The organism is Corallococcus sp. CA053C, assembly GCF_003611675.1.
Classification (GTDB): Bacteria; Myxococcota; Myxococcia; order Myxococcales; family Myxococcaceae; genus Corallococcus.
This window is the reverse complement of sequence record NZ_RAWA01000762.1, coordinates 1-1,583: the sequence shown is the minus strand read 5'-3', so window position 1 is coordinate 1,583 and position 1,583 is coordinate 1. Positions and strand designations below refer to the sequence as shown.

The following is a 1,583-nucleotide window of genomic DNA, read 5'->3' as shown; positions in this document are numbered from 1 at the left end:
CAGCGGCACCACCGCCGCCGCCGCCGCCCGGGGCGCCGCCACCCGCGCCACCCCTCCGCGCCGCACGCCCGCTACCAGGGGCGCCGTGGGACGGGGGAAAGCGAATTCCGGGACAAGGAGGGAAGACGGTGCAATGGCCACGTCCCCACACTAAGCAGAAATAACGGAAATATCAAGCGTAGCTTCAATCCCCGACGGTCCTGGGGGTGCCCACGAGGGTGAGCGCGGCGATCTCCGGGGCGGGGCCCAGGCGCAGGGGAGGGCCCCAGTACCCGGTGCCCCGGTGGGTGTAGACGCGGGTGCCGGCGACGGTGGCGAGGCCCCTCACCACGGGCTGCTGGAGCTTCACGAAGAACATGAAGGGGAAGATCTGCCCGCCGTGGGTGTGGCCGGACAGTTGGAGGTCCACGCGCAGGCCGCCCAGGGACAGGGCGGTGCGGGGCTGGTGGGCGAGCAGCAGCCGGGGCACGTCGGGCGGGGCGCCGGCGAGCGCGAGGTCGGGGCGGCTGGCGAGCTGCGGGTCGATCTGCGCGGCGTTGAAGTCGGTGACGCCGGCCACGACGAGCCGCGCGCCGCCGCGCTCCACCACGCGGTGTTCGTTCTGGAGGACGGTGAGGCCCAGCCGGGCGACCTCGGCGGTCCAGGCACGGGCGCCATGGTAGAACTCGTGGTTGCCGGTGACGTAGTAGACGCCCAGCGGGGCCTTGAGGCCCGCGAGCGGCGCCACCTGGTCGCGAAGCTGCTCCACGGTGCCGTCCACCAGGTCGCCCGTCACGGCGATGAGGTCCGGCTGGAGCGCGTTCACCTGGTCGACCACGCGCTGCAACCACACGCCGTCCAGCGTGGGGCCCACGTGGACGTCGGAGAGCTGCACCACGCGGAGGCCGTCCAGCCCGGGGCCCAGGTCCTTCACCACCACGGTGGTGCGCTCCACGCGGGCGCGGCCGCGAGCGGTGACGAAGGCGAAGGCTACCGCGGGCACCACGGTCCCCAGCACCGCCGCCGCGCGGCCCTGCGCCAGGGCGTGCGCGTCCGTGACGACGCCGGACAGGGACAGCACCCCGGCGATGGCGTCCGAGGTCAGCACTGCGGTGAGGAAGATGCCGAAGGCGCCCAGCCAGATGTAGGCGCCCCACTGGATGGCGCGGGAGACGAAGCCGCCTGGCTCGCGGCGTGCGGCGCGGAACCCCGCCAGCAGGACGACGTAGCAGAGGCCCAGGAGCCCCCACCCCACCGCGGCCCAGGGCGTGGGCCAGCCGGGGGAGGTGAAGAGGCGCAGGCCGATGTAGACGTGCAGCGCGGTGGGCAGCCCCAGCCCCAGCAGCAGGCCCAGCACCTGGCGCCAGCCCGGGGCGCCGGCCGAGCGCCGCGCCGGCCGCGATGGGACTTCTTCCGAGGACACGTCCGTCACGCGCGTCACCTTCCGCCCCAGGACCCCAGGACGCTTTCGAGCGCGGGAAGATAACGGGGGCCCCGCCGCCGCGCCCGGCAACCCCTGGCGGGCGCCCGAAGGCTCTCTCCCCCGTCCGGGCTGCATCGCGTCTCCAAGCCCCAGGCTCGCCCGAGTCGCCCGAGCCCCAGGC

Annotated in this window: 1 protein-coding gene; it reads right to left on the bottom strand. The window is 74.5% G+C overall.

Annotation, left to right across the window (positions count from 1 at the left end):
* Positions 1 to 184 precede the first annotated feature (184 nt).
* The gene (locus D7V97_RS42915; RefSeq protein WP_120616257.1) at positions 185 to 1,336 is read right to left on the bottom strand and encodes a metallophosphoesterase; all 1,152 of its coding nucleotides are present in this window, start codon (positions 1,334 to 1,336) and stop codon (positions 185 to 187) included.
* Positions 1,337 to 1,583: the final 247 nt, after the last annotated feature.